The sequence below is a fragment of the Xanthomonas sp. WHRI 7065 genome (assembly GCF_040203115.2).
GTDB lineage: Bacteria > Pseudomonadota > Gammaproteobacteria > Xanthomonadales > Xanthomonadaceae > Xanthomonas > Xanthomonas arboricola.
Genome location: NZ_CP168194.1, coordinates 3,891,443 through 3,915,507 on the forward strand (window position 1 = coordinate 3,891,443; position 24,065 = coordinate 3,915,507).

Consider the following 24,065-nt stretch of genomic DNA (forward strand, 5'->3'; position numbering starts at 1 on the left):
GGGCTGGGATTGGGGAGTCGGGATTCGGGATTGGTGAAGCCAGAGCCGACCTTAGGCAGCCTCCTCCGCTGGACAGCGATGCAACCAGTGCCGGACACCGCCGCAACAGCGCAAGACCCGACCTGGCGCCTGACGATCGCAGCAGCCCGTTGTGACGAATCCCCAATCCCGACTCCCTACTCCTCGCCCTTGGCAACCAAGGTCGTCAGCGCCAGATCGCCGGTCACGTTCAGCGCCGTCCGGCACATATCCAGGAAATGATTGACGCCCAGGATCATGCCGATGCCGACCGGGTTGACCCCGACCATCGCGCAGATCAGCGCCACCACCGGCAGCGAGCCGGACGGCACGCCGGCGGTGCCGATGCCACCCAGGATGCAGACCAGCATCACCATGAACTGCTGGCCGATGCTCAGGTCCACGTTGAAGAACTGCGCCAGGAAGATCACCGTCACCCCTTCGAACAGGGCGGTGCCGTTCTGGTTGGCGGTGGCGCCCACGGTCAGCACAAAACGCGACACCCGCGGCGGCAGGCCCATCTCGTCGGCCACGCGCAGGGCGGTCGGCAGGGTCGCGTTACTGGAGGCGGTGGAGAACGCCATCATCGTGGCCTCCTGGGTCTGCTTGAAGAAGCCGATCGGCGAGCGCCCGGCGAACTTCACTGCCAGCCCATAACTCACCACCATGTGCAGGCCCAGCGCCAGCACCACCACGCCCACATAAGCGCCCAGGCGGATCAGCAGATCGAAGCCGAACAGCGCGGCCAGATTGAACATGAAACAGGCCACCGCATACGGCGCCAGGCGGATCACCAAGCCGATCAGGGTCATCGAGATTTCGAAGATGCCCTCGATGCCGCGCTTGAGCGTGGCCACTTTTTCGTCGGCGGTCAGCACCATGCCAACGCCGAACATCACCGCAAAGAACATCAGCGACAGGATCGCGCCGTTGCTGGACGCTGCCGCGATCACGTTGCTGGGCACGATCGACAACAGCATGTCCATGCCCTGCGGCTGGGTGCCGGAGCTGGAGATGATCTCGCGGGTGCGCTCGGCGTTCTGCTGGATCAACTGGTTGGCCAGCTGCGGGTCCACGCCGGCACCAGGCTTGAGCACATTCACCAGCACCAGCCCCAGCAACACCGCCACGCCGGACAGCACGACGGTGTAGCCCAGGGTGCGCCACCCCACGCGCCCGAGCGCACGGATGTCGCCCATTTCGGAAATGCCCATCACCAATGCCGAAAACAGCAGCGGCACGATCAGCATGAAGATCAGATTGAGGAAGATCTGCGAGAACGGCGTGGTGACGTATTTGGTGACCACGCGCACCCAGTCGGCATCGCTGCCGGCCAGGTAGTAGACGGCCAGACCCAGCAGCAGACCGACGGCGAAGCCAATGCCCATCTTCCAATGCAGGGGCAGGCCCGGGCGGCGTGCGGCGGGGGATGCAGTCATCTGGTCGGGCCTTGATCTGGACACAAGCCCCGGAGCTTAACAAACGCCATCGACGCGGCCACCTACCCGGCCTGCCGCGGTGCGCCTGCCCGAGGGTAGGTGTAGCTCCCACGTCAGCCGATACGGGCGCTGGAGCGCTCAATACGTCTGGCGCGCTCATCGTAGGGCAGGCAAAGCGGATGCGTGAGCCGCCTGGACCGGGCGCACGATGCCCAACCGCTTTGGGAACACGCCATGGGACCCGTTCTTGAGTTCTTGCTTGCAACCATGCACACCGACCATCCCGACTGGCCCTTGCCCGGCCACCGTCGCGGGACCTTACGCGGCATGGATGCTGCGTAAGAGCCTACAAGGACGTACTTGCGGCGTGTCCCGCGAGGGTGGGCGGGTAAGGGCCTTGCAGCGAAGTCGCAGATCCGTCGCTCTGCCACTGATCTCTCCACACTATCCAAGCGCATCATGCTCTGCTTGCAACCAACCGCACCGACCATCTCGACGGGTCCTTGCCCGCTCACCGTCGCGGGACCTTACGCGGCATGGATGCCGCGTAAGAGCCTACAAGGACGTACTTGCGGCGTGTCCCGCGAGGGTGGGCGGGCAAGGGCCCTGCAGCGAAGTCGCAGATCCGTCGCTCTGCCACTGATCTCTCCACACTATCCAAGCGCATCATGCCCTGCTTGCAACCAGTCACACCGACCATCCCGACTGGTCCTTGCCCGCTCACCGTCGCGGGACCTTACGCGGCATGGATGCCGCGTAAGAGCCTACAGGGACGTACTTGCGGCGTGTCCCGCGAGGGTGGGCGGGCAAGGGCCCTGCAGCCAGGTCGCAGACCCAACGCCTTGTTTTAAGCAGCACAGGTGAACAACCAGGTGCAACTGGGATCAATCCGTCAAAGCCGGACAGGACATGGTGATCATCTAGACCCAGTCAGCAACTTCCGACGCAGCGAAACCGATCAAGGCGCCGGCGGATACAGCGGCGCCAAGACCTCCGGCTCCGCAGCCGTGGCATGCCGCCAACGCGGGCCCTTGGCAAAGGCCTCGCGCAAGGCCGAACGTGCACTGGTCACGTCGCCATCGCCGCCCCAGCGAGCGCGCTGCATCTGCGCCACCGCTGCCCGCTGCGCCGGGTCTCTCAACGCTGCCAGCACGCTGTCGATATCGGCAACGCCGGCCATGCCGCACAGCACCGCGGCCACGTCGTCCATGCCGCCGGTATCGAGCGCACGTCGCAGCTCGGCCACACCGTGCGTCACACGCCGGCCGGGCGCAGCTGCATCGCTGGTGTTGATCACCGGCGCGCCGTGCGAACCGCCGCGACGCCGTAACAAGGCCCACACCAGTGTGGCAATCCACAGCAGCGCAAAGCCGATCGCCGCAGCGATCCAGCCCCATGGCCGTTGCGTGGCCGCAGCCTGCTGCAGACTCAGCGTGCCGGCCGCAGCGGTTGGCGCAGCGTTATCCGGTGATGGACTAGCTGCAGGCGTTGGCGCCGGCGCGGGCGCCGCAAACGCACCGCTGCCTGCCGCCACATCCAGCGTAAGGTCCGGCAACGCCGCGGTCTTGGCTGCCGCCGCGCCCACATCCCACCATGCCACCTGCAAGCCGGGCACCACCAGCGGACCGGCGCGATTGGGCACGATCGAATAACGGCGGGTCAGCCGCAGCTGCGGCGAGCCATCCACGAAGCGTTCTTCGTATTGCGGCGGCTCGGCGAACACCTGCGCGTCGGGCACGCTCGGGGTCGGCAATTCCGGGAACTGCGCCTGGGTGGCGCCACGTGCGCTGGCCTCCACCACGATCTGGGCCGCTTCACCGGCGGTGGCGCGCTGCGGCGTGGTCGTATACCGCAACTGCAGGCTGCGCAGCGGCAACCACGGCTGCGGCGCGTTGGCTGGTTGTGCGCGCACCTGCAGTGGGATGCTGGCACTACGCGCGCTCAGCTCGCCATTGCCACGACCGAAATAGTCGTCGAAGAAGCCGCCGACCGAGCGGCCATTGAAGCGCGCCGACGGCAACACCAGCCGGCCGCTGCGCTCGGGCACCAGCAGATAGCGCCGCTCGACCACGTTGTATTGGCGGTTATTGAGTACCTTGACCGAACTGACGTCGTCGCCGATGCGCTGCAGCGATGCACCATCGGGCGCTTCCAGATCCAGCTCGCCGGACGCCAGCTGCGTGGCGAAATACAGCCGCACCACTACGCCCACACTTTGCTGCACATAGGGCTGCGGATCGTCCACCTGCGTCTGCACAAAGGCATCCTCGTTGCCTTGCGCCGCCGCTGCTGCGCCGGGCGCGCTACTGCCGGCATCGCTTGCCGACGCGCCCACCTGCAACCGCAACGGTTCGGTGCGCTCGTTACCCACGCGGATCGCCGGCACGATCAGCTCGCCGCTCTTGCGCGGCGTCAGCACCACGCCGAACAGCGCGCGCACCGTCACCGACCCATTGGTCACCTGCATCTGCTGGTTGGCGCTCTTGGCCCCCAGCGCGAAGTCGTTGCGCAACGGCGTGTAATCCGGATCGACACCGCGTTGATCGGTTTCGATATTCAACATCACTACGTCGCCGGCATCGGCGCTGTCGCGGTCCAGCCACGCGCGCGTGACGGCACCCACCGGTGCACAGGTGAGCAGCATCACGCTGGCCAACATGCCGATCGCCGCGCGGCGCAAATGGTGTGTGCCGATCATCGTCCGTCCCGTTGCCTGCGTTCGTGTTCCAGCCTGAATTTGGTGCGCAGCAAGCTACCCGGATCATCCGGCACCCGCCGCAACCAGGCATCCACCGCCTGACGTTGCTCGCGTTGCTCCGGCGTTTCGTTCGCCGTTGCCGCAGCGGCCTGCTTGCCATTTGCATCGGCGCTCTTGTCGCCAGCCTGCGCCATCGCCTGCTGCATCTTTTGCCGCTGCGCGGCATCGGCCTGCTGCTGCGCCTTGGCGTCGGCCGATTGCGGCGCTGCGTCCTGCTTGCTCTGCTCGCCCTGGCCGTTTTTGGACTGCTGGCTCTGCGAGGCTGCGTCCTGCGGCGCCTGCGTAGGCGGCTGATCCTTGCCGTCCTGTTTGCCTTGCGCATCCTGCTTGCCTTGTCCGTCCTGGCCGGGCTTTGGATCGTTCTGCTTGTTCTGTCCGGACTGATTCTGGCCGGAGCCGTTCTGACCGGATTGCTTCTGGTCGTCGGACTGGCCCTTGCCGTCCTTGCCCTTGCCGTCTTTATTGTTCTGCTGCTGGCGCTTACGCGCCGCCTCCACCGCCGCACGATTGGCGATGGCGTCGGGCTGATCCGGATGTTGCTTGATCGCCCGGTCGTAAGCGGCAATCGCTTCGTCGTACTGGCCCTGCCTGGCCAGCGCGTTGCCGAGGTTGTACAGACCCTCATCGGTGGGCACATTTTCGAAGGCTTTTTGTGCCGCGGCGAAATCACCCTTGCGATACGCCTGCACGCCGGCATCCAGGCGTTGCTGCTGCACCTGATCGGCGCGTTGCCACAAGGTGCCGTCGGCAGCATGCGCGGGTTGGGCCAATGGCAACACGCACACCAGGGCCAGGATCGCCACAACCGTACGCCGCCGGAACGCCAGCAGTGCCAACAGCATCACCGGCAGCAGCAGCCAGTAGCCCTCGTCCAGCCAGGTCTTGCCGCCGGTGGACTCGGCAGCTTCATCGGCCAGCGGCTGTTGCGCCGGGTCGAGCACGCCCAGTGCACGCAGGTCCGCATCGTCAGCGGTGATGCGCGCATAGCGACCACCGCCCTGCCCGGCAAGATCGCGCAGGCTGCCTTCATCCAGTTTTGTCTGCGCAATCTCACCGGTCGTGGTGCGATAGGCCGCGCCGCGCGTGCTCCCCACGCCGAGCGCGGACACGCTGAATCCACGCGAGCGCGCCAACCGTGCGGAACTTCCGGCCGCACGATCGGCGCTGTCGCTGACCAGCAGGATGTCGCCTTGCTTGAAGCCCGCCTGCAGCAGCAACTGCGTGGCCGCGTCGATCGCCGCATCGGCGCGCTTGCCGTCCACCGGCATCACCGATGGCGACAGCGCATCCAGAAACAACGCCACGTTAGCGGTGTCTTCGGTCAACGGCGCAACGGTGAAACTCTCGCCCGCATAGACCAGCAATGCGACTTCGCCACCGGCCCGCTTGCGCAACAACGCGGCCAACTTGGCCCGCGCCTGCAGCAGACGCGATGGCGGCAGGTCGTTGGCGGTGATGCTGGAGGACAGGTCCAGCGCCACCACCAGCGGCATGCTGGAGTGATACACAGGCCGCTCGGTCTGCCGCCAGCTCGGCCCGGTCATCGCCAGCACCGCCAGCGCATAGGTCAGCGCAGCCAGCACAAATCCCAGCCATCCACGCCGACTGCCGGACACCAGCAAGGTCGGCAACAGATGCGCATCCACGCTTTGCCGCCACACGTCCACATCGCGCCGACGCAACTGCCACAACACTGCCGCCGGCACGATCGCCAGCAGCGCCCCCAGCAACCCCGGGCGCAGCAGATGCAACGACTGCAGCCAGCCAGCCAGTTCGGTCAGCGCATTCATCGCCATCTCCGCGGCAACACATAAGCCAGCAGCGCAAGCACGATGGCGGCACCCAATGGCCAGTAATAGCGTTCCACGCGCGGCTGCACCGAGGGGCCGAGCGCCTTGACCGGCTCCAGCCGATCCAGTTCGGCATAGATGCCGGCCAGTTCTTCGGTATCGCGGGCACGGAAAAAGCGTCCACCGGTTTGCGCGGCGATCTTGCGCAAGCCGTCTTCGTCGATATCGTCGTTGCCCGTGGCCGGAATCGGCACGCCGAACAACGAATAGCCGCCGTTGCCGCCGAAGGCGATCGTATGCACGCGCACGCCTTCGGCCTTGGCGAGCTCAGCGGCCTTGAGCGGATTGAGCACGCCGGCGGTGTTGACGCCGTCGGTGAGCAACACCACCACGCGCTGGCCCTGCTTCTGCTCGCGCAGCCGTTTGACCGACAACGCGATCGCATCGCCGATCGCCGTCTCGCGCCCGGCCAGTCCCACCACGCTGTCGGCCAACTGGTCGCGCACGGAGGTCAGGTCGGCGGTCAACGGCGTCAACGCGTACGCGCGCTGACCGAACACCAGCAAGCCGACCCGATCGCCGTCGCGACGATCCAGAAAGTCCGACAACACCGCCTTGGCGGCGGTCAGGCGATCCACCACATTGCCGCCGAGCACCATGTCCGGCTCGCTCATGCTGCCGGACAGATCCACCGCCAGCATCATCTGCCGTGCCTCGCGCGGCGGCTGGATCACATCGCCCAATTGTTGCGGGCGCGCAAGCGCCGCGCACAGGAAAAACCAGCCCAGCCAGGCAAGCCAGCGCGGCACCCGCAGTGCGGGTGCGCTGTTTGCCTGTGCAACTGCATGCAGTTGATCGGCATAAGGCACGCGCAGCGCCGCGGTATCGGCGCTGCGCTGCGGCCAGAACCACATCAGCAACGGCAGCGGCATCAACCACCATGCCCACGGCCATGCGCAGTGCGCCAGCGCATCCTGCCACTGCGACCATTGCAGCCAGTTCATCGCCGGCCTCGCATCAGACCCAGAAAACGCTGCCGCGCCAGCGCTTGCACCGCATCCAGATCGGTCACCGCCGGCGTGCGTTGAAACCCGCCGTCCAGCAGCGCGCGCCCCGGTCCCTGCGAAAAGGCCTGCGTCTTGCTTTTGCGCCCGTCCAGGAACTGCAGCCATGCCTCGCCCTGCAGCCGGTCGGCCTGCGCATCGACGCTGCGCGCTGCGCGTCGCAACAACACCGACAACGCGGCCAGACGCTGTGCGGGAGTCGTTGCGCGCTGCAGCTCGGCATCGAATGCCGCCAGCCAGCGCCGCTGCTGCTGACGACGGCGACGCCACCACCACCATGCGCTGCCAAGCACCAGGACCACTGCCGCGATCACCAGCCACCAGCCCAGCGCCAGCGGCCACCACGACGGCGACGGCGGCAGATGGACATCGCGTAGCGGCAGCGATTGCGGCGACATCGTCATCGACTCCGCACGGCGGCACTGCCGCCCAACCAGGCATCGCTGGCATCGTCGGTGGACAGGCGATGCAAGCGCACACCGCGTGACTGCAGGACCGCGGTCAATTGTTCCAGCGGCGCCACGAATTCGGCCTGCCAACGCGCACGTCCGGCCTGCGTGGACAGATCGATCGCAATGCGCTCGCCGCGCACATCGAAGCTGAGTGCGCGGGCCGGCGGCGCCAGCTCCAGCGGGTCGACCAGCACGATCACCACCACCTCGTGATGCAAGGCCAGGCCCGACCAGCGCGTGGCAGAAATCCTGCTGGCGCTGCGCGCATCGGCCAGTACGGTCAGCCGCGCACCCGGGCGCAGCAACCGCGCGGCATGGTCCAGTGCCACCTCCAGGCCCGCATCGCCGGACGGCGGCTGCGTGTACCAGCGCGCCAACGCATCCAGCACCGGCAATACGCCGCGTTGACCCGAGCGCGGTGCAATCGGCGCCTCGCTGGCAGTGCCACGCAGCGCGGCGATCCGGTCGCCCTGCCGCTGCGCCAGCCACGCCGCGATCGCGCCGGCACGTGCGGCCTGCACCGATTTGTAGCGCATCCGCGTACCGAAGAAGAGCGCCGGCGAGGTATCGGCCACAATCAGGCTCAAGCGTTCGCGCTCGGCCTGGAACAATTTGGTGTGCGCGCGCCCGGTACGCGCGGTGACGCGCCAGTCGATATGCCGCGCATCGTCGCCGGCCACGTACTCGCGCGACTCGGCGTATTCCATCCCGCGCCCACGCGTTGCCGCCGGCACCGGCCCGACCAGCCCATGGCGACCACGCCCTGGTTGCCCGCGATGGGTCGCGGTGCCGCGCAGCGCGATCAGCTCCGCCAGCGTCGGCCGCAGCCCATCGCCGGCGATCGACGCCGGAGCGGTGACAGGGGAAGAAGACGGCATCGAAGACATCGGATTCTGGTCAGAGGACGGCATACCTCGGCGACACGCTACCCGATCAGGGCAGCGGAATCTTTTCCAGCAAGGCGGCGACCAGGCGCTCGCCATCCCAGCCTTCGGCAGTGGCTTCGTAGCTGGGCAGCACGCGATGACGCAGCACATCCGGTGCGATTGCGCGGATATCGTCCGGGGTCACGTAGTCGCGCCCGGCCAGCCATGCACGCGCCCGTGCGCAGCGCTCCAGTGCGATCGACCCGCGCGGGCTCGCGCCCCAGGCAATCCGCCGCGCCAGTGCCGGGTCGTAGCGCTGGGCATCGCGCGACGCGAGCACGATCTCGATCAGGTAGCGCTCCAGCTGCGGCGCCAGATGCACGTCCAGTACCACCCGACGCGCGGCAAAGACATCTTCCAGCGGGATCTTGTCGGGTACCGTCTCGTGCTTTTCCAGGGTGTCGCGCGCGGCCTCACGTGCCAGACGCAGGATCTCCGCCTCGGCATCGGCCTGTGGATAGCCGATACGCACGTGCATCAGGAAGCGATCCAGCTGCGCCTCGGGCAACGGGAAGGTGCCCTCCTGCTCGATCGGGTTCTGCGTGGCCATCACCAGGAACAGCTGCGGCAGCGCATAGGTGTGCCGCCCGACGGTGACCTGGCGCTCGCCCATCGCCTCCAGCAGTGCCGACTGCACCTTGGCCGGTGCACGATTGATCTCGTCGGCCAGCAGGATCGGATGGAAGATCGGCCCGGGCATGAACTCGAACCGGCTGTCCTGCGGCCGCCAGATCTCGGTGCCGGTCAGATCGGAGGGCAGCAAGTCAGGGGTGAACTGCACCCGCGCGAAATCCGCCTCCAGCCGCGAGGCCAGCGCGCGGATCGCGGTGGTCTTGGCCAGCCCGGGCGCGCCCTCGACCAGCAGATGCCCATCGGCCAGCAGGGCGATCAGCAATCGTTCGACCAGCGCGGACTGGCCCACGATGCGCTGCGCCAGCGACTCGCGCAGCAGGGTGAATTGACGATGCAACCGGTCCTCGGCGGGCGCGGCAGCGGCTTCTGGGGGCAACAGCGGCGGTGCGTTCATAGGCCCAGTGTGACCGATTCGAGCGCAATTGGTTCACTCGATCATCCCTGAGCATTCAGTCAGTGACTCCGGGTATGAAACAGGTCACACAAGCAGGGAGTGCAGGCATCGCGCCTTGGCAAAGCAATCAGGCCAGCACGATCACACCACAAGGGGAAACGGTCCAGAGGCCTTGATGGTTTTTGACGCAAGACAACATATCGCTTGCTTGTGACCACGCCGGCGGCCCAAACCGCCTACTGCCTTTAACGACATGCTTCACCATGGAAAAAGGCCGCTTTCGCGGCCTTTTTTTCAACATGGCTCCCTCTCAAGGGGTAGCACTCGCAACACGTAACACCTTGGGGGTAACGAAGACCAGCAACTCGGCTTTTTCTTTGCTGCGTCCACGTTTCTTGAACAAATTTCCGAGGAATGGGATGTCGCCCAGGAAGGGAACCTTGGAGACGCTCTCGCGATCTGTAAATTCATAAACACCACCGATTACCACCGTCTCGCCATCACCGACCAAAACGGCGGTGTTGACCTCACGACGATTGATTTCCGGCACGGTGCCATAGCCTTCCAGAATGATAAACCGCGCGACTTCGTCTTTCTTGACATTCATGTTCAAGAAAACGCGATTGTCATTGGTAATGGTCGGAGTGACTTTCAGCTCAAGCAACACTTCCTTGAACTGTACATTGGCTTGCGCGGCCGAACCGGCAGCACCGCCGCCGCTGATTGTCACATAACCGATTTCCCGTCCCTGCTTGATGACACCCTCACGCTGATTGGCAGTGACGATTCTGGGATTTGAAACAACCTCGCCACGCCCCTCCTCTTGCATCGCCGAAAGCTCGATATCGAGATTGAAATTGGAGCCCAGCAGCGTATATGCCAAACCTGCTGCCCTACTGTTAGTAAACCCGCTTGCACCAAGGTCCACATTCAACCCAGTCGGGAATAGATGCGACGCTAGCGTTGTGCTTGTGCCCGTGTTGGCAAGTTCATTGGCACGCTGAGCCGAGGTATTCTGGAAATTGACATTACTATCCAATGAGCCGCTCAGAATACCGCGGCCAGTTGAACCAGTGATGCCAAACCGCGCACCGAGGTCACGCGCGAACGTGTCGGTCGCGATCACAATGCGGCTTTCGATCAACACCTGATCCACCGGCCGATCGATATGCGAAATCAGCTCGCGCATCTGCGCGACCTTCTTCGGAATATCGCTGATCATCAGGGTGTTGGTGCGCTCGTCGGCAACCAGGCGACCGCGAGGCGACAAAAATCCATTGTCCTGCTGGCCACCTTGACCGCCACCCTGACCACCACCACCGCCACCAATCCCCTTGGCCTCCGTCAGCGCTTTGAAGATCACGGCCGCGTTGTGGTAATTGATCTGCACGTAATCGGTGATCAGATCCTCGCGGTTTTCGATCGCGATGCGGGCGTCTTCCTTGTCCTGCTCGAACTTGGCCAGCTCCGGCTGCGGGGCAACCCAGACCACGCCGCCGTCGCGGCGCTTGTCCAGCCCCTTGGCGCGCAGCACGATGTCCAACGCCTGGTCCCACGGCACGTTCATCAGGCGCAGCGTGACATTGCCCTGCACGGTGTCGGAGGCGACGATATTGAGGTTGGATTCCTCGGCGATCAGCTGCAGCACGGTGCGTACCGGCACGTCCTGGAAGTTGAACGTCACCGGGCGGCCACTGTAACCGCGCGCAGCGATCTGCGCGGCGGCCTGGGTGACGGCTGCGGCGCTGACGCCACCGACCGCGGGCTGGCCCTTGCGCGGAGTGATTTCGACCACGTATTCGTTGCCGGTCTGGTAGGCCAGCGAATCGAACGCGCCCTTGGTCGACAGCACCAGTTGCGACCCCGAGCCGGATGGCTTGACCTCGACACGCTGCACCGGCGTTGCAAAGTCGGTGACGTTGAGCGGGCGCTGCAGTTCGGCGGGCAGGCGCGCGTTGCTGATGTCGACCAGCACGTTGTCGCCCTGCGTACGCAGATCCGGGCTGGCGCCCTGGCCGTCGAACTGCAGGATCAGACGGCCAGCGCCATCCTCGCCACGTTTGAAATCGATCTTGGACACCGCCAGGCTCGCCGGAGCGGTCTTGGCCGGATCCTGCGCAGGCTGCTTCAGTGCTGCCGCCGAGAACGCGCTACCGCTCGCCAGCGCCAGCGCGAACCCCATCGCGCAGGCCTGGAATACCGCGTGGCGCCGAACCGGACGCAGCCGCCGGGCATTGGAAAACGTCATCGTGCTATCCCCTATCACTTTATTGATCATCCAATGCGAGCGCGGCCGGCCGTTCAAGCCATCCGCCCGCACCGTCCGGCACAAGTTCAATCAGCTCGATGCGGTCTTCGTAGACCCCGGTGACCCGGCCATCGCTCTGTCCCAGATACACGCCCGGCCGCACCCGGTAGGTCACCTTGTCGGGCGCCATGACCAGCGCGACCAGGCCCGAGCCGCCGCCAATGGTCCCCACCATGTCGAGGGCGTCGAGCGGATAGGCTTCCAGCGGTTCCTTGCGCCGGTTCGGATCCGGACGCGTGCCGTTGCCGCCTTCCGCACTGACCCAGGCATCGCTGAACGGGTCGCGCATCGATTGCGCGGCATATTCGAATGTCTCGAACTGCTGCATCACCGGCAACGGCTCCAACGGCGGTGCCGGCCGTGCGCGCACTTCGGCGACCCAGGCTTCCAGGTTCGGCGCATCGCCCGGTGTGCTGGTCACACCGCGCGTACACGCCGGCAATACGGCAATTAGCGCCACGCAGGACAGGATCTTGAGCAGTTTCGTGGTCATTGGCCGCCCTTCTTCGCAGCGTCGGCCGCAGCCTTCTCCTGCTCGGCCATTTCCTCATCGTCCAGATAACGATAGGTCTTGACCGTGCCGGACAGTTCCAGCGCCCCGCGCGGGGTGATGCCGGCCTTGGGATCCTTCGGCTTGAGGTTGATGTCGTGCATGGTCAGGATCACCACGCGCGGCAATGACGCCACACCGCTGACGAAGGCACCGAACTGGTGGTAACTGCCCACCATGCGCAAGGCGATCGGCTTTTCGGCGTAGAACTCCTTCGGCGATTCCGGGCCCGGCTGGAACAACTCGTTGGACAGGCCGCTGGACAGCGCGGTCTGCGAGATGTCGATGATCAGATCCGGCATTTCGGTCTTGCTGGGCAGCTGCCGCAGCATCTGCTGCAGCACCTGTTCCATCTGCGCGAGCTGCTGCTTGAGCGGCTCCAGATTCACCGCGCGGCCCTGCTGGGTCTCGAACTCGGTGCGCAGCTGCGTTTCGGTGCCTTCCAGGCCTTCGAGTTCATCGCGCTTGCCGCTGATCAACAGGAACCAGGCCAGCACCATGATGAACAGGCCGACCACCACGCAGAACACGATGCGTGCCTGCTGCGGCCAGCCGCCGATGTTGTTGAAATCCAGATCGCTGAGCTTGAATGCTTTCTTACTCATGACGCCGCCCCCTCCTGCGGCCGATTGGCGGACGCCGGCGCTGGCTGCACGGGTGCAGGAGCAGCGGCCGGCGACGTGGCAGGCGCAGGTGCTGCAGGTGCCGCCGCTGGCGCGCCCGCAGGGGCCGTACCGGCTGGCGTTGCACCCGGCGCTTGCGCATCGACCGGTGCGGTGCCGTTCTTGTCGGCCTCGTTCGGATTGGCCAGCTTGACCTTGAGCGTGAACACGTACGGCAGCGTCTTGGTGTCCATCGACGGTCCCGCAGGCTGCCCGGCCTTGTCCTGGCTCTTGGCCTCGATGATCGACAGGTCCGGATTGGTCATCCAGCCCGAACCTTCGAGGTTGCGCATATAGGTACTGACGCGCGCGTTGGACTGCGAACGCCCTTCCAGGGTCAGGATGTCGCCGTCCTGCTTGATGTTGGTCAAGGCCACGCCATCGGGGATGGTGCGCACCAGCGAATCGAACAGATGCACCATCTGCGAACGATTGGCCTGCAGCTCCTCAATCACCTTCTTGCGGGCGAGCAGGCGGTCCTTCTTCTTGTCGAGCTCCTTGATCTCTTCGTTCTGCGCCTTGACCTTGTCGATCTCGGCGGTCAGGAACGCATTGCGCTCGGTCTGGCCGCTGATCTGGGCGTCGTAGTAGAACCAGATCAGGACCGACAGCAGCACGCCGCCCAACGCGGCGAAGCCCAGCATCGAATAGAACTCACGCTCGCGCGCCTTCCGGCGCTCGGCGCGCCAGGGCAAAAGATTGATTCTTGCCATCAGTCAAAGCTCCTCAGGGCCAGGCCGGTGGCGATCATCAATGCAGGTGCATCCAGCGCCAGCGCATGCGCCTGGACCTTCGGGCCCAGCGTCATCTGCGCGAGCGGGTTGGCGACCACGGTGGTCACGCCGAGCTGTTCTTCCACCATTTCCGGCAGGCGCGACAGCGCAGCGCAGCCGCCGGCCAGCACGATGCAGTCGACGCGATTGAATTCGCTGCCCGCGTAGAAGAACTGCAGCAAACGGCTGATCTGCTGCACCGTCGCCTCCTTGAACGGCTCCAGCACTTCGACCTCGTAGCTCTCCGGCAAGCCGCCCTGACGCTTGGCCAGGCCGGCCTCCTCGTAGGTCAACCCGTAACGGCGCATCACCTCGTCGGTGAGCTGCTTGCCGCCGAAGACCTGCTCGCGGCTATACAGGCTGCGACCGGAGCGCAACACGCTCAGCGTGGTCATGGTCGCGCCGATGTCCACCAGCGCAACCACCGCATCGGCGGCCACCGGCAACTCGCTGGCGACCAGGGCGAAGGCGTTCTCGACCGCGAAGGCCTCCACGTCCATGACCTTGGCGGTCAGGCCACCGAGTTCCAGCGCGGACTGGCGCAGTTCCACATTCTCCGAGCGCGAGGCCGCCAGCAGCACCTGAACCATGTCCGGGCTGTTGGGCATCGGGCCGAGCACCTCGAAGTCGAGATTGACTTCCTCGATCGGGTACGGAATGTAATTGGTGGCTTCCAGTTCGACCTGGGCTTCCAGATCGCTGTCGTCCAGATCAGCCGGCATCGGAATCAGCTTGGTGATCACCGCCGACCCGGCCACCGCGGCCGCGGCGTTCTTGGCCTTGCTGCCGGAACGGTTGATGGCGCGACGAATCGCTTCGCCAACCGCCTCGACTTCGACGATGTTCTTTTCCACGACCGCATTCGGCGGCAACGGTTCCACCGCGTAATGCTCCACGCGGAAACGGTTCCCGCTGCGCGACAGCTGCAGGAGCTTGACCGCAGTGGAACTGATATCGACACCAATCAGTGGCGATTGACTCTTGGGTAGAAGCCCCACGGAAACTCCCCTGCCGATGGGCACTTGGACGCTTGTCTGCGCCCTCGTATTAATAATTAAATTTTAACAGGTGACAAGCCCTTCACGCGCATGGCAATGGCCCCGCGACGTGACCCCAGTGCTGTTTCCTGCGATCCCCAGAGTTCGGCCCCAGCCAAACCCGGCGTCATCTATACTCTGTGACCAAGAAATCTGCAATCGGAATCTCTCTTACATGCCCCGTATTCGCCGTTGGCTGGGCTGGATCCTGGCCGCGTTCGTGGTGCTCGCCCTGCTTGGCGCTATTGCTGCCGGCGGCCTGTATTACGCCATTTCCTCCAAGTTGCCGGACGTGCAGTCGCTCAAGCAGGTCGAGCTGCAGGAGCCGATGTACGTCTATTCCAGCGACGGTCGCCTGATGGCCGTCTATGGCGAGACCCGGCGCTACCCCATCCAGATGAAGGACGTGCCGCTGCGCCTGAAGCAGGCCTTCTTGGCAACCGAGGATGCGCGCTTCTACGAGCATGGCGGCGTGGACTACAAGGGCATCGCCCGCGCGGTGTGGCTGCTGGCCAGCACCGATGCCAAACGCGTGCCGGGCGGTTCGACCATCACCCAGCAGGTGGCACGGCAGTTCTTCCTCAGTTCCGAATACAGCTACACCCGCAAGCTCGCCGAGATCCTGCTGGCGCGCAAGATCGAGAGCGAGCTGAGCAAGGACGAGATCTTCGAGCTGTATCTCAACAAGAGCTTCTTCGGCAACCGCGCCTACGGCGTGGGGGCTGCGGCCGAGTACTACTACGGCAAGAAGATGAGCGAGTTGAGCCTGGACGAGATGGCCTCGCTGGCCGGCATCCCCAAGTTCCCATCCAGCGGCAACCCGATCAGCAATCCGGAACGCGCGCAGGAGCGCCGCGATTACTACGTGCTGCAACGCATGGCCGACCTGGGCTTTGTCAGCCAGGCCGAAGCCGACGCCGCCAAGGCGGTGCCGATGCACGCCAAGCCGCACGAGCCGCCGGTCGAGGTCTACGCCCCGTACGTGGCCGAGCTGGTGCGCCAGGAAATGATCGCCAAGTACGGCGGCGACGTGCTCAACAAGGGTTACCACGTCACCACCACCATCGATGCCACGCTGCAGACCGGCGCCGATGCGGCGGTTGCCGAAGGCCTGCGCCTGTACGACCACCGACACGGCTGGCATGGGGTGGAGCAGCATTTCGATGTCGCCACCGATGCGGATGCCGCGGCACTGGCCAAGCATCTGTCGGGCGTGTTCACCCAGGGCGGCCTGCGCGCGGTGATCGTGGCACGCACCAATGCCGACGGCGGCGTGACCGTCGTCCAGAGCGACAATACCGAGCTGACCCTGCCGGCCAGCGCCAGTCGCTGGACCAACAAGACGCCGGCCAAGCTGCTGACGCGCGGCGACCTGACCCGCATCCGCGCCGGCGAGAAGGAGGGCGAGTGGATCATCGACCAGTTGCCGCGCGGCCAGGCCGCGCTGGTGTCGCTGGATGCCAATAGCGGTGCGCTGCGCGCGCTGGTCGGCGGTTTCAGCTTCGCCGGCAACAAGTTCAATCGCGCCACCCAGGCACGCCGCCAGCCGGGCTCGAGCTTCAAGCCGTTCGTGTATGCGGCCGCGTTCGAGAAAGGCTTCAACCCGGCCTCGATCGTGCTCGATGCGCCGGTGGTGTTCCGCGACCGCCGCGGCAAGACCTGGTCGCCGCAGAACGATGGCGGTGGCTTCCGCGGCCCGATGCGCTTGCGCGAGGCGCTGGTGCAATCGCGCAACCTGGTCTCGGTCCGCTTGCTGGATGCGATCAGCGTCGATTTCGCACGCAAGTACATCAGCCAGTTCGGCTTCCAGGAAGCCGAGCTGCCGCCCAACCTGTCGATGTCGCTGGGCACGGCCTCGCTGACGCCGTTGTCGGTGGCGCGTGGCTATGCGGTATTCGCTAATGGCGGCTCGCGGGTGGAGACCTGGATCGTGGACGAGGTCAAGGACCGCGACGGCAATGTGGTCTTCAAGGAAGTGCCGGCGATGGCCTGCCGTACCTGCGCCTTGCAGGGCGGCAATGTCGCGCCGGTGAGCCAGGTGGTGGACGGCTTCAACTTCGGCGCCCCCGCGCTGCCCAAATCGATCGAACCGACCACGGCGACGCCGGCCACGCCGGCGGAGATCGCCCCGGCAGCCACTGCTGAAACCAAGATCGCGCCGCGCGCCATCGACGAGCGTACCGCCTACCAGCTGGTCTCGATGATGCGCGACGTGGTCCAGCGCGGCACCGGCACCGCGGCCAAGGTGCTCGGGCGCGAGGACGTCGGCGGCAAGACCGGCTCGACCAACGATCACCGCGACGCCTGGTTCTCCGGCTTCGGCGGCCCCTACGCCACCACGGTGTGGGTGGGTCGCGACGACTTCCGTTCGCTCGGCTATCGCGAGTACGGCGGCAAGGCGGCACTGCCGATCTGGATCGACTACATGCGCGTGGCGCTGAAGGACAAGCCGATCGCCGCCAACGACCCGCCCGACGGCATGACCCAGGCCACCATCAATGGCGCGGTGGAATGGGTGAAGAACGAAGACCTGGATCGCCTGCAGGACTACGACTACGGCCTGCAGGAACAGCAGGACGAGAAGGCGTTCGATATCTTTTGAGGGCCGGGAATCGGGAATCGGGATTGGGGAATCGGAACGGCTTCTTCCGCTCGATTCCCCAATCAGGTTCGCGGAATCGACTGTCTCCAGTTGGGTAGAAGGCAACGGGTAATCACCGTTGCGTGATTGCCCTTGCAGGGAGACACGGGGGCATTCGCCACCTCTTCATGCCGCTGTTGTAGAGTCGAACCAGGTTCATTAGGGGAGCCCGGTCATGCATCACGCGCGCGAACACGCCGATACGCGAACCCGAGAACGTCGCCATCGCCTGGCGCACGAAGCGGCCCGGCTGATGGCCGAGGGTGGCATCCGTGATTTTCATCAGGCCAAGCTCAAGGCGGCCAGCCGGCTGGGCATCCACGACGACGCATCGCTGCCGCGTAACCGCGAGATCGAAGATGCGTTGCGCGAGCACCAGCGCCTGTTCGCCGGGCCTGCGCACGGGCTGCGGCTGCGCCAACGTCGCGAAGCCGCATTGCGCGCGCTGGAGTTTCTTAGCCCGTTCCAGCCGCGCCTGGCCGGCCCGGTGCTCGATGGCACGGCCGACGCCAACGCGCCGGTGCAGCTGCAGTTGCACAGCGACGATGCCGACGCCGTGCAGCGCTTCTTGGAAGAACACCGCATTCCGGCCGAATCGCGTACGCGCCGGCTGCGCCTGGACCGCGAGCGCACGGCCGAGTTCCCGGTGTGGCTGTTCAGTGCCGAGGAACTGACCTTCGACCTGACCGTGCTGCCGTACGATGCCTTGCGCCAGGCACCGTTGTCGCAGCTGGACGAAAAACCGATGCAGCGCGCCTCGGCCGCCCAGTTGCGTCAGTTGTTGGCAGAAGAGGATGGTGGCGACGCCCTGCCGCGCACGCGCTGAGCGCAGCGCGCCATGCCGCGTGACCACTGACCACAACGCCACCCCGCAAAAGCAAACGCCCCGCAATGCGGGGCGTTCGTTCAAGCAGACAACCGCAGGCGCTTAGCGCTGGCCGGCGTCGGTGTAGTCGCGCTTGTCGTAGCCGGTGTAGATCTGGCGCGGACGGCCGATCTTCATTTCCGGGTCGACCTGCTGCTCCAGCCAATGCGACACCCAGCCGGCGGTGCGTGCGATGGCAAACATCACGGTGAACATTTCCACCGGGATGTTCAGCGCCTTGTAGATCAGGCCCGAGTAGAAGTCGACGTTCGGGTACAGCTTGCGCTGCACGAAGTAGTCGTCCTTCAGCGCGGCTTCTTCCAGCTTCAGCGCCACTTCCAGCAGCGGATCGTTGACGCCCAGTTCGCCCAGCACCTTGTGGGTCATCTCACGGATGATCTTGGCGCGCGGGTCGAAGTTCTTGTAAACGCGGTGACCGAAGCCCATCAGGCGGAACGAGGAGTTCTTGTCCTTGGCCTTGGCCACGGCCGACTCGACGTTGTCGGCGGTGCCGATCTCTTCCAGCATCTTCAGCACGGCTTCGTTGGCGCCACCGTGTGCCGGACCCCACAGCGCGGTGATGCCCGCTGCGACCGAGGCGTACGGGTTGGCACCGGTCGAACCGACCAGACGCACGGTCGAGGTCGAGGCGTTCTGCTCGTGATCGGCATGCAGGATGAACAGCAGATCCAGCGCCTTGGCCACCACCGGATTGATCTCCAGCGGCTCGCTCGGCACTTCGAACATCATGTGCAGGAAGCGGTCGACGTAGTTGAGGTTGTTGCGCGGGTAGCGGATCGGCCAGCCGATCGAATAGCGGTACGCGGCAGCAGCCAGGGTCGGCACCTTGGCGATCAGACGGATGGCGGCCTGGCGGCGCTGCTCCGGATCGTTGAGGTCCAGGGTGTCGTGGTAGAACGCCGACAGCGAGGCGACCGAACCGGCCAGCATGGCCATCGGGTGGGCGTCATGACGGAAGCCACCGAGGAAGTTCTTCAGCGACTCGTGCATCATCGTGTGATGCGTGACTTCGTGGTCGAACTTCTTGAATTCGTCCGCGGTCGGCAGCTCGCCGTTCATCAGCAGGTACGAGACTTCGAGGAAGCTGGACTTCTCGGCCAACTGTTCGATCGGGTAGCCGCGATACAGCAACACGCCGTTGTCGCCATCGATGTAGGTGATGGCCGACTTGCAGCTGGCGGTGGCGGTAAAGCCCGAGTCGTAGGTGAACAGACCGGTTTCTTTGGTCAGCTTTGAAATATCGACGCAATCATTGCCAAGCGTGGGCTTGAGAACCGGCAGAACGACCGACTTGTCGCCGGCGTTGAGCGTGACCTGATCAAGATCGGACACTGTGTACGCTCCTTCAGTGGAAGGCGCCTGTCACCAAATGGGCAGGCACGTGATGGAAGTCCAGGGCATCGCCCCGGATCACGTCATTATCGCACAGCAACATTTTGGCCGTCGCTTGGACAGAAGTCGTAGACGCCACGTCGAAGGCGTGAAAACGAAGTTGCCGCCGTCCCAAAAAACAACGGCCGCGCAATGCGCGGCCGCTGCCGGTACAGCCCGTCCTGCAAGCTCAGCGCGCGTAGCGCTTCTGGAACTTGTCGATCCGGCCGCCGGTGTCGATCACCTTGTGCTTGCCGGTATAGAACGGGTGCGAGGCCGAGGAGATATCCACCTTGATCAGCGGGTATTCCTGGCCGTCTTCCCACTTCACGGTCTCTTTCGAGCTCATGGTGGAACGGGTCAGAATCTTGAAATCGGACGTCACGTCGTGGAAGACGACGTCGTTGTAGCTGGGATGAACGTTATCTTTCATGGACTTGGCGCCGGGCTGCCTGGATAAGCCGGGCATTATAGCGGCCTCCCGACGCCCGGCGCAAGATCGGCCTAGCCCGCCGCCAGCGCCGCCGCGACCAGGCCGAAGAATTGCTGGCGATCGTAGTCCAGCAGCAGGTTGGCGTTGTCGGGGTTGCCATCCCGGCGCTCCCAGTCCACCAGGGTCATGCCGCGGGTGTGCGTACCGGTCAGCTCGATATGCACCGGCCGCTGCTCCAGCCGCTGCGCGCCCTCCGGATGCAGCGCGAACGCCATCGCCAGCGCGTCGGCGGCGTACCAGTGCTCGCCACGGCTGTCTTCGGACCACAGCCGGGTCTTGCGCGAAATTTCCTCGTAGAACCGCGCCTGCGCGGAGTCGGCCGCCAGCCATTGCTCGACATCGCGATGCAGCAGCCCGTGCGCGATGGTGGCTTCCCAGTCAGCCACGTCGAACTGCGGAAAACCGCGGAACACGATATGTGCCGCTTCCGGGTCGAAGCCGATATTGAATTCGGCCGCGGCGGTGATGTTGCCGTGCCCGGTCAGCGCCCCGCCCATCACCACCAGCCGCGCCACGCGCTGCGGCAGGGTCGGATCCAGCGTCAGGGCCAGGGCCAGATTGGTCAGCGGACCGAGCGCGACCAGCAGCAGCTCGCCGGCGTACTCGTGCGACAGGCGCAGGATGGCCAGCGCGGCGTGCTCGGTCTCGGCAGCGCGCTTGGCCGGCGCCAGGCCGACATCGCCGAAGCCGTCGATGCCATGCACATGCGCCGCGTCCACCGAGGGATGCAGCAGCGGTTGCGGGCAGCCCGCATAGACCGGCACATCGTCGCGCCCGGCAATCTCGCAGACCTTCAAGGCGTTGCGCACGGTGTGCTCCAGGCCCACGTTGCCGGCGGCGATGGTCAGCCCAACGACCTCATGCCGGGTGTCGTTGAAGGCCATCAGCAAGGCCAGCGCGTCATCCACGCCCGGGTCGGTGTCGATCAGTAGCGGTATCTTTTTGGTCATGGGATCGGAGATTGGTCATTCGGGATTCGTTGCCGCATCTTCGCAAGGATCGGCGAGGCACGCGAATCGGTTACCCATCCAGATCGCAGCGACCTGGCTCTGACGAATCCCCAATCCCCAATCCCCAATCCCCGCCACTCAAGCCGCGGCATAACGCACCGCGCTGCCGATCCAGCGCGCGACCACGCGGTCGGCAATGTCAGGCGCTTCGGCCAGCAGCCGTTCGGCGAGCACCTGCACGCGCGGCAGCAACCCGGCATCGCGGGTGAGATCGGCGATGCGGAAACTGGCCAGGCCGGTCTGCCGCGTGCCCAGCAATTCGCCGGGGCCGCGCAGCTCCAGATCCTTTTCTGCTATCACGAAGCCGTCGTTGGTCTGGCGCATGGTTTCCAGGCGTTGCCGCGCCATCATCGACAACGGCGCCTGATACAGCAGCACGCAACTGGACGCGGCCGCGCCGCGGCCGACCCGGCCGCGCAACTGGTGCAACTGCGCCAGACCCAGGCGCTCGGCATTCTCGATGATCATCAGCGAGGCATTGGGCACGTCCACGCCGACCTCGATCACCGTGGTGGCGACCAGCAGATCGGTAAGGCCCTGCTTGAAATCCAGCATCGCCTTCTGTTTTTCCGCCGCTTTCATGCGCCCGTGCACCAGCGCCACGCGCACGCCGGGCAATTGCGTGGACAGGGCTTCGAAGGTGGCCTCCGCCGCCTGGGCCTCGATCCTCGGCGGGCCACTGGGCGCGCCCTTGCCGGGCTCTTCGCTTTCTTCGATCAAGGTGCAGACCCAATACGCCTGGCGCCCTTCGGCGCAGGCGGCGCGGATGCGCTCGACCAGGTCCGGCCGACGCTCGGCACTGAGCACGATGGTCTGCACCGGCGTGCGCCCGGGCGGCAGCTCGTCGATGGCCGAAACATCCAGATCCGCATAGGTGGACATCGCCAGGGTGCGCGGGATCGGCGTGGCGGTCATCACCAACTGATGCGGCACGCTGCCGGCGGCCGCACCCTTGTCGCGCAAGGCCAGGCGCTGATGCACGCCGAAGCGGTGCTGCTCGTCGATGATGGCCAGTGCCAGATCGTGGAAGACCACCGCGTCCTGCATCAGTGCGTGGGTGCCGACCACCACCTGCGCCTGGCCGGAGGCCACCTCGGCCATTGCCGCAGCGCGCGCCTTGCCGGTGACCTTGCCAGCCAGCCAGACGATGCGCACGCCCAGCGGTTCCAGCCAGCCACGTAGATTGGTCAGGTGCTGCTCGGCCAGCAGCTCGGTCGGCGCAGCCAGTGCGACCTGCTTGCCCTGCTCCACCGCCAGCATCGCCGCCAATGCGGCGACCACGGTCTTGCCGCTGCCGACATCGCCCTGCACCAACCGCAGCATCGGCGACGGTTTTGCCAGGTCGCGGGCAATCTGCGCGAACACGCGCTGCTGCGCACCGGTAAGCTGGAACGGCAATGCCGCGCGCAGCTGCTGTACCAGGATGCCGTTACCAGGCAGCAGCGGTGCGCGGAAGCGCTGCAAGGCGATGCGCTGGCGACGCAGGCTGAGCTGATGCGCCAGCAATTCTTCGATCGCCAAACGCTGCTGGGCCGGATGCCCACCTGCGAGCAGCTGCTGCGGGTCGGTGTTCACCGGCGGGCGATGCATGGTCAGCAGCGCGCTGCGCAGCGAGGGCAGTTGTTCGTCCTGCAGCCAATGCGGCGGCAGCAGTTCCAGCGCGGCCTCGGCCGGTAAGCGCTCCAGCGCCTGGCCGATGAGCTTGCGCAACGTGGCCGGGCCCACGCCTTCCAGCACCGGATAGACCGGATCCAGGCTGTCGCCCAGCCCGGCATCCTCGCCCGGTGCCAGCACGCGGTAACTGGGGTGCACGATTTCCCAACCGTTCTGTCCTGGCTTGGGCGTGCCGAACACCCGCAGCCGCGTGCCCGGTGCGAACTGCGCGACCTGCGCCGCGCGGAAATGGAAGAAGCGCAGCACCACGCTGCCATGCGACTCGTCCGAGACCGCCACCCGCAACACTGGCCGGTAACGGAAGCCGCGCTCCACCGCATCCACACGCCCTTCGATCTGCGCCGGCACGCCGCTCTGCAACTGCGCGATCGTGGTCAGCCGGGTGCGGTCTTCGTAGCGCAACGGCAGATGCAGCCACAGATCCTGCAGCGTCAAGATGCCGCGCGCAGCGAATTTCTCGGCCACCTTGGGGCCGACGCCGGGCAGGCTGGCAAGCGAGGCCTGGCCTGCGACGGCCAGGCGCGGGGTGACGGTCGCGGCACGCGGCACGGCAGGGCGCTCGGGTCAGCCGAGCTGGATCAGTCGAGCACCATCACCGCATCGACCTCGAAGCCGGCACCCTTGGGCAGGCCGGAGACCTCGATGGTCGAACGCGCCGGGAACGGCGCCTGGAAATACTCTTGCATCACTGCATTGACGGCGGCGAACTGGCCGAGATCGGTGAGGTACAGGCCCAGCCGCACGATCTTGTCGAGCGAGCCACCGGCGGCTTCGGCCACCGCCTTGAGGTTGTCGAACGCGCGGCGTGCCTGCACGCCGACATCGCCCGGCACGATCTCGCCGGTGGCCGGATCCAACGGGATCTGCCCGGAGAAATACACCGTGTTGCCGGCACGCACGGCCTGCGAATACGGGCCAATGGCGGCGGGCGCCTGGTCGGTATGGATGATCTGGGACATGGAAGCTCCACTGCAAAGATGTGTGCTGCAGTTTAGGCGTTTGTGCGGATTTGCTCGACTGTTGCGCACGATCTTGTTGCCACGCATCTTGCGACGATCGCCAGGCACCGTGCTGGCGTACCGGACAGATCGCGCTACAAGGGCGGCGTGAAGCCTGACCGTGCACGCGCGCGGCGCTCGCTACCTGTCGCCGCGGCAGACCTGAAACCCGGCGTCGGCGCATCAGT

At 65.5% G+C, this 24,065-nt stretch carries 19 protein-coding genes; 2 read left to right on the forward strand and 17 right to left on the reverse strand.

The window, feature by feature from the left end; genetic code table 11:
- Window positions 1–176: 176 nt before the first annotated feature.
- From ABQY64_RS16230 to ABQY64_RS16285, 12 genes are all read right to left on the reverse strand, one after another.
- On the reverse strand, window positions 177–1,457 hold the full coding sequence (locus ABQY64_RS16230) for a dicarboxylate/amino acid:cation symporter (RefSeq protein WP_026064592.1): 1,281 nt from the start codon (window positions 1,455–1,457) through the stop codon (window positions 177–179).
- A 958-nt stretch (window positions 1,458–2,415) separates the two neighbouring features.
- Window positions 2,416–4,155, reverse strand: a complete 1,740-nt coding sequence (locus tag ABQY64_RS16235) for a BatD family protein (RefSeq protein WP_349779488.1) — start codon at window positions 4,153–4,155, stop codon at window positions 2,416–2,418.
- Window positions 4,152–6,005 (reverse strand): tetratricopeptide repeat protein, encoded by a 1,854-nt coding sequence (locus ABQY64_RS16240; protein ID WP_349779487.1) that lies wholly within the window; start codon window positions 6,003–6,005, stop codon window positions 4,152–4,154. The genes ABQY64_RS16235 and ABQY64_RS16240 overlap by 4 nt, the downstream gene beginning before the upstream one ends.
- Window positions 6,002–7,009, reverse strand: coding sequence for a VWA domain-containing protein (locus tag ABQY64_RS16245; RefSeq protein ID WP_349779486.1), 1,008 nt, complete (start codon window positions 7,007–7,009; stop codon window positions 6,002–6,004). Before ABQY64_RS16245 ends, ABQY64_RS16240 begins: the two co-directional genes overlap by 4 nt.
- The gene (locus ABQY64_RS16250; RefSeq protein ID WP_349779485.1) at window positions 7,006–7,467 is read right to left on the reverse strand and encodes a DUF4381 domain-containing protein; all 462 of its coding nucleotides are present in this window, start codon (window positions 7,465–7,467) and stop codon (window positions 7,006–7,008) included. The genes ABQY64_RS16245 and ABQY64_RS16250 overlap by 4 nt, the downstream gene beginning before the upstream one ends.
- A 2-nt stretch (window positions 7,468–7,469) precedes the next feature.
- On the reverse strand, window positions 7,470–8,432 hold the full coding sequence (locus tag ABQY64_RS16255) for a DUF58 domain-containing protein (RefSeq protein ID WP_349779484.1): 963 nt from the start codon (window positions 8,430–8,432) through the stop codon (window positions 7,470–7,472).
- Window positions 8,433–8,454: 22 nt separating this feature from the next.
- Entirely contained in the window at window positions 8,455–9,474 is a 1,020-nt protein-coding gene (locus ABQY64_RS16260) for a MoxR family ATPase (RefSeq protein WP_039525693.1), read from the reverse strand.
- A 310-nt stretch (window positions 9,475–9,784) separates the two neighbouring features.
- The gene (locus ABQY64_RS16265) at window positions 9,785–11,722 is read right to left on the reverse strand and encodes a type IV pilus secretin PilQ family protein (protein WP_349779483.1); all 1,938 of its coding nucleotides are present in this window, start codon (window positions 11,720–11,722) and stop codon (window positions 9,785–9,787) included.
- 19 nt (window positions 11,723–11,741) lie between these two features.
- A complete protein-coding gene (locus tag ABQY64_RS16270) occupies window positions 11,742–12,275 on the reverse strand; it encodes a pilus assembly protein PilP (RefSeq protein WP_016903584.1) in 534 nt (177 codons plus the stop codon).
- A complete protein-coding gene (locus ABQY64_RS16275) occupies window positions 12,272–12,937 on the reverse strand; it encodes a type 4a pilus biogenesis protein PilO (RefSeq protein ID WP_016903585.1) in 666 nt (221 codons plus the stop codon). Before ABQY64_RS16275 ends, ABQY64_RS16270 begins: the two co-directional genes overlap by 4 nt.
- Window positions 12,934–13,707 (reverse strand): PilN domain-containing protein, encoded by a 774-nt coding sequence (locus ABQY64_RS16280; RefSeq protein ID WP_024938131.1) that lies wholly within the window; start codon window positions 13,705–13,707, stop codon window positions 12,934–12,936. The genes ABQY64_RS16275 and ABQY64_RS16280 overlap by 4 nt, the downstream gene beginning before the upstream one ends.
- Complete coding sequence (locus ABQY64_RS16285; protein WP_039423791.1) at window positions 13,707–14,765, reverse strand: pilus assembly protein PilM; 1,059 nt, start codon at window positions 14,763–14,765, stop codon at window positions 13,707–13,709. The genes ABQY64_RS16280 and ABQY64_RS16285 overlap by 1 nt, the downstream gene beginning before the upstream one ends.
- 118 nt (window positions 14,766–14,883) lie before the next feature.
- Between ABQY64_RS16285 and ABQY64_RS16290 the strand changes: the two genes are divergently transcribed.
- Together ABQY64_RS16290 and ABQY64_RS16295 are read left to right on the forward strand one after the other, a co-directional pair.
- Complete coding sequence (locus ABQY64_RS16290) at window positions 14,884–17,406, forward strand: penicillin-binding protein 1A (protein ID WP_349779545.1); 2,523 nt, start codon at window positions 14,884–14,886, stop codon at window positions 17,404–17,406.
- A gap of 214 nt (window positions 17,407–17,620) precedes the next feature.
- Entirely contained in the window at window positions 17,621–18,271 is a 651-nt protein-coding gene (locus ABQY64_RS16295) for a hypothetical protein (RefSeq protein WP_039525683.1), read from the forward strand.
- A gap of 102 nt (window positions 18,272–18,373) precedes the next feature.
- Here the strand turns inward: ABQY64_RS16295 and ABQY64_RS16300 are convergent, their stop codons facing one another.
- The 5 genes from ABQY64_RS16300 to ABQY64_RS16320 form a co-directional block, all read right to left on the reverse strand.
- On the reverse strand, window positions 18,374–19,663 hold the full coding sequence (locus ABQY64_RS16300; protein WP_024938127.1) for a citrate synthase: 1,290 nt from the start codon (window positions 19,661–19,663) through the stop codon (window positions 18,374–18,376).
- Window positions 19,664–19,892: 229 nt separating this feature from the next.
- Complete coding sequence (locus tag ABQY64_RS16305; protein ID WP_024938126.1) at window positions 19,893–20,135, reverse strand: type B 50S ribosomal protein L31; 243 nt, start codon at window positions 20,133–20,135, stop codon at window positions 19,893–19,895.
- A 71-nt stretch (window positions 20,136–20,206) separates the two neighbouring features.
- Entirely contained in the window at window positions 20,207–21,145 is a 939-nt protein-coding gene (locus ABQY64_RS16310) for a nucleoside hydrolase (RefSeq protein ID WP_065032782.1), read from the reverse strand.
- 138 nt (window positions 21,146–21,283) lie between these two features.
- Window positions 21,284–23,428 carry an ATP-dependent DNA helicase RecG gene (recG, locus tag ABQY64_RS16315; protein WP_349779482.1) on the reverse strand — a complete coding sequence of 715 codons (2,145 nt, stop codon included), beginning with the start codon at window positions 23,426–23,428 and terminating at the stop codon, window positions 21,284–21,286.
- Between the two features lie 29 nt (window positions 23,429–23,457).
- Complete coding sequence (locus ABQY64_RS16320) at window positions 23,458–23,838, reverse strand: RidA family protein (RefSeq protein WP_024938123.1); 381 nt, start codon at window positions 23,836–23,838, stop codon at window positions 23,458–23,460.
- Between the last annotated feature and the right edge of the window lie 227 nt (window positions 23,839–24,065).

Excerpts from the sequence above, each read along its gene's own strand:
- ABQY64_RS16240 (WP_349779487.1), bottom strand. The coding sequence starts at position 6,005 with ATGAATGCGCTGACCGAACTGGCTGGCTGGCTGCAGTCGTTGCATCTG.
- ABQY64_RS16310 (WP_065032782.1), bottom strand. The coding sequence starts at position 21,145 with ATGACCAAAAAGATACCGCTACTGATCGACACCGACCCGGGCGTGGAT.
- ABQY64_RS16270 (WP_016903584.1), bottom strand. The coding sequence starts at position 12,275 with ATGACCACGAAACTGCTCAAGATCCTGTCCTGCGTGGCGCTAATTGCC.
- ABQY64_RS16295 (WP_039525683.1), top strand. The coding sequence starts at position 17,621 with ATGCATCACGCGCGCGAACACGCCGATACGCGAACCCGAGAACGTCGC.
- ABQY64_RS16235 (WP_349779488.1), bottom strand. The coding sequence starts at position 4,155 with ATGATCGGCACACACCATTTGCGCCGCGCGGCGATCGGCATGTTGGCC.
- ABQY64_RS16275 (WP_016903585.1), bottom strand. The coding sequence starts at position 12,937 with ATGAGTAAGAAAGCATTCAAGCTCAGCGATCTGGATTTCAACAACATC.
- ABQY64_RS16245 (WP_349779486.1), bottom strand. The coding sequence starts at position 7,009 with ATGAACTGGCTGCAATGGTCGCAGTGGCAGGATGCGCTGGCGCACTGC.
- ABQY64_RS16230 (WP_026064592.1), bottom strand. The coding sequence starts at position 1,457 with ATGACTGCATCCCCCGCCGCACGCCGCCCGGGCCTGCCCCTGCATTGG.
- ABQY64_RS16255 (WP_349779484.1), bottom strand. The coding sequence starts at position 8,432 with ATGCCGTCCTCTGACCAGAATCCGATGTCTTCGATGCCGTCTTCTTCC.
- ABQY64_RS16280 (WP_024938131.1), bottom strand. The coding sequence starts at position 13,707 with ATGGCAAGAATCAATCTTTTGCCCTGGCGCGCCGAGCGCCGGAAGGCG.
- ABQY64_RS16320 (WP_024938123.1), bottom strand. The coding sequence starts at position 23,838 with ATGTCCCAGATCATCCATACCGACCAGGCGCCCGCCGCCATTGGCCCG.
- ABQY64_RS16265 (WP_349779483.1), bottom strand. The coding sequence starts at position 11,722 with ATGACGTTTTCCAATGCCCGGCGGCTGCGTCCGGTTCGGCGCCACGCG.
- ABQY64_RS16305 (WP_024938126.1), bottom strand. The coding sequence starts at position 20,135 with ATGAAAGATAACGTTCATCCCAGCTACAACGACGTCGTCTTCCACGAC.
- ABQY64_RS16260 (WP_039525693.1), bottom strand. The coding sequence starts at position 9,474 with ATGAACGCACCGCCGCTGTTGCCCCCAGAAGCCGCTGCCGCGCCCGCC.
- ABQY64_RS16250 (WP_349779485.1), bottom strand. The coding sequence starts at position 7,467 with ATGTCGCCGCAATCGCTGCCGCTACGCGATGTCCATCTGCCGCCGTCG.